Origin of the sequence: Thiohalocapsa sp. (genome assembly GCF_019695415.1) — a bacterium.
GTDB lineage: Bacteria > Pseudomonadota > Gammaproteobacteria > Chromatiales > Chromatiaceae > Thiohalocapsa.
In genome coordinates this window covers 1-2,939 of sequence record NZ_JAIFKJ010000162.1, presented here as the reverse complement: position 1 = coordinate 2,939, position 2,939 = coordinate 1, and the positions used below count along the sequence as shown (strand labels likewise).

3 protein-coding genes are annotated in these 2,939 nt (G+C 68.2%); all 3 read left to right on the top strand.

All coding sequences use genetic code 11. The annotated features are described in order from the left end of the window. Positions 1 to 703: 703 nt before the first annotated feature. From I6U14_RS04330 to I6U14_RS04320, 3 genes are read left to right on the top strand one after another with little or no spacing between them, the layout of a single operon-like run. Complete coding sequence (locus tag I6U14_RS04330) at positions 704 to 1,372, top strand: sulfotransferase family 2 domain-containing protein (RefSeq protein ID WP_296897149.1); 669 nt, start codon at positions 704 to 706, stop codon at positions 1,370 to 1,372. A gap of 50 nt (positions 1,373 to 1,422) precedes the next feature. Continuing rightward, positions 1,423 to 2,349 carry a DMT family transporter gene (locus I6U14_RS04325; protein ID WP_296897148.1) on the top strand — a complete coding sequence of 309 codons (927 nt, stop codon included), beginning with the start codon at positions 1,423 to 1,425 and terminating at the stop codon, positions 2,347 to 2,349. Between the two features lie 25 nt (positions 2,350 to 2,374). Further along, positions 2,375 to 2,920 carry a DNA-deoxyinosine glycosylase gene (locus tag I6U14_RS04320; RefSeq protein ID WP_296897147.1) on the top strand — a complete coding sequence of 182 codons (546 nt, stop codon included), beginning with the start codon at positions 2,375 to 2,377 and terminating at the stop codon, positions 2,918 to 2,920. Positions 2,921 to 2,939: the final 19 nt, after the last annotated feature.

Here is a 2,939-nt window from a genome sequence, read left to right as displayed (position 1 = left end):
GCCGAAAATGGCGGGGCATCCTGCCCCGCACGGGAAGCGCCAATCAATCGGCGCTACCTTAGGGGCAGGATGCGTGAACACCCGGTAGTGCTGTTCCGACCCCGTCGCCTGCCAGCATTCGCGGCAAACATTGCCCGTGTGCGACATACCGGAGCCAAGTCAACACGTGACCGATAAGAGAGTGGTACCGGCGCCATCAACGCACCGCTGATGGCCGCAATGGCCACAGCCGCTCGCATCACCAAAAGCAGCCACCCCCACTTCCTGCGCCTGATGTTCGAGCTATCCGCCCTGACTTGCCAACGTCGGATCGCCGCACAGCTTCCGCACTGGCGGCGGAGCAACGGTGAGCTGGTAAAGGCACTGGCGGACCTCGGGCTTGCCAGAAGTCCTTTGGCGATATCGCAGCGCGAATGGGCCCAACTCGCACACGCGCATCGCGACGCCGCCCAGGCGCCCAAGCGCAAACCGTTGTGGGAGCGCTTCGCCGCGAGCTTCCCGATGCCGGAGACGACCGTCCGCCGTCCGAGGATCCTGATCCCGAGCGCTACCGCTACCTCGCGGTGCAGCAGTCTTAGGCTCCGCGAGCCTGGTCAGCGATGGAAGCTCGCACCAGCGGGACTGCAGCGGGGGGTATATGATCCTCGCGGACCCCTGGCAGGCGCACCGCCGCGCGCATGGCGAGGCGCTACAATGACGCCCCATGCTGCTGTCGCCCAAACACCGCTTCCTGTTCGTGCACATCGCCAAGACCGGCGGCACAAGCGTGCGTGCGGCGTTGCAGGGCAAGCGCTGGGCGGACCCCTGGTACTGGCCCATGTTCCTGTGCAGCCGCTTCAGCCACCTGAGCGGGCACCGCATCGCCACGAAGCTGCCGCGGCATGCCAAGATCGTTGCCGCCAAGGAGCTGCTGCCGAAGGAGTGGTTCGAGGTGCTGTTCAAATTCGCCTTCGTGCGCAATCCCTGGGACTTACAAGTCAGCTCCTTCCACCATATCCGCCGGGAGCGCCCACAGTTTCTGGGCGGCCATGAGGATTTCGAGGGCTTTCTGCGCTGGAAGCTTGGCCCGGACCGCCCGTATCAGTTCCATGTGGACACCTCCATCGAGCTCCAGACGGACTATCTCATCGACTTGCACGGCGACATCGTGGTGGACTTTATCGGCCGCTACGAGCGCCTGCATGACGACTTCGCCGAGGCCTGCCGGCGCATCGGACTCACGGACATCCGGCTGCCGCACCGACGCCAGGCAACGGACCGAGCGCAGGACTACCGCAGCTATTACGACGCCGACACCGCGGAGCTGGTGGCCCGACGTTTCGCCCGCGACATCGAGCTGCTGGGCTATGCCTTCGACCCCGTCGACCACTGAGTCCGCCCGCCGCCGGACGCTGCCACCCGCCGCTGTACCCGACACCCAAGATGGACTGGCTCCTGCTCGCGCTGCTGTCGGCGGCGGCCCTGGCGTCCGCGGATGCTGCAACCAAGGCCTGGCTCAGGGATTACACGGCGGCCGAAGTCAGCGTGGTCCGCTTCTCCGTGAGCGGGCTGTTGCTTGCACCCCTGCTCATCGGTATGCCGGCGCCCTGGAGCCTGCCTGCGCCCTTCTGGGGCTGGCTCGCGGCCATGCTGCCGTTGGAGATCGCGGCCATGCTGCTGTACATGGCCGCCATCCGCGACCATCCGCTGTCCCTGACCCTGCCTTATCTCGCTTTCACGCCGGTGTTCGTGCTGGGTATTGCCTATTGGCTGCTGGGGGAGCAGGTGTCGGTGCTGGGTGCTCTCGGTGTTCTGCTGGTGGTGGCCGGCGCCTGGCTGCTCAATGTGCGCCATGCCAGGCTCGCGGATGTGCGCAGCTGGGCGGTCCCCCTGGCGGCGATCTTCTGGGAGCCGGGCTCGCGGATGATGCTGCTGGTGGCGCTCATCTACGGCTTTACTGCCACCATGGGCAAGGCAGTACTGGACTACCTGCCGGCGAGCCACTTCGGGCCGTTCTATTTCCTGGTGCTGGGGCTCACCATGCCCTTGGTGTGGGCGCTGCCGATGCGGATCGGGCAAAAGGCCGGCGCGGCGTCCCCCAGCCTCCGGCTCGCGCTCTTCGGCCCCGGCGGGCTGCTGCGCCGGCCCCGGGCGGTGCTGGCGGTGGCCGCTCTGCATGGGCTCATGGCCTATACGCACTTCCTGGCCATCGCCCGGGTGGAGGTGGCCTACATGCTGGCCGTCAAGCGCACCAGCCTGCTGTTCGGCATCCTCTACGGCGCGCTGGTATTCGGGGAGACGGGCCTGCGCTCGCACCTGGCCGCGGGCGCGCTGATGGTGGCCGGCGTCGCGGTGATCGTCAGCAGCTGACGCCAGTCGCAACAGCGCACTGCGCATGAACCGGCCGGATGCCCCTGTGCTGCCCATCCGCCGCGCCTTTCCGCCGGTGCTGGGGGAGGCGCCGCGGCTGCTGATCCTGGGCTCCATGCCGAGCGAGGCGTCGCTCGCCGCACAGCAGTATTACGGCCATCCGCGCAATGCCTTCTGGCCCATCATGCTGCAGTTGCTTGGGCTGCCGGTGGAGATGAGCTATGCGGGCCGCACCCGGGCGCTGCGGGAGCAGCGCATCGCACTCTGGGACGTCATCGCCGCCTGTGCGCGGCCCGGCAGCCTGGATGCGGACATCCGCCCGGAGACGGTGCAGGTGAACGACTTCGCGGGGCTGCTCGCGGCGCATCCCAGCATCCACTGCATCGCCTTCAACGGCGGCACCGCCGAGCGCGAGTTCCGCCGCCGCGTACTGCCGACACTGGACGAGCCGCACGCCGGCATCCAGCGGCCGCGTCTGCCCTCGACCACCCCGGCCCATGCGCGGACGCGGTTCGAGGCCACGCCGGGCGCCCGGCATGGGCACCGGGCAACACTGGCGGGGACGGGCTAGACGGCGCGGCGGCCAGGGG

Excerpts from the sequence above, each read along its gene's own strand:
- I6U14_RS04330 (WP_296897149.1), top strand. The coding sequence starts at position 704 with ATGCTGCTGTCGCCCAAACACCGCTTCCTGTTCGTGCACATCGCCAAG.
- I6U14_RS04325 (WP_296897148.1), top strand. The coding sequence starts at position 1,423 with ATGGACTGGCTCCTGCTCGCGCTGCTGTCGGCGGCGGCCCTGGCGTCC.
- I6U14_RS04320 (WP_296897147.1), top strand. The coding sequence starts at position 2,375 with ATGAACCGGCCGGATGCCCCTGTGCTGCCCATCCGCCGCGCCTTTCCG.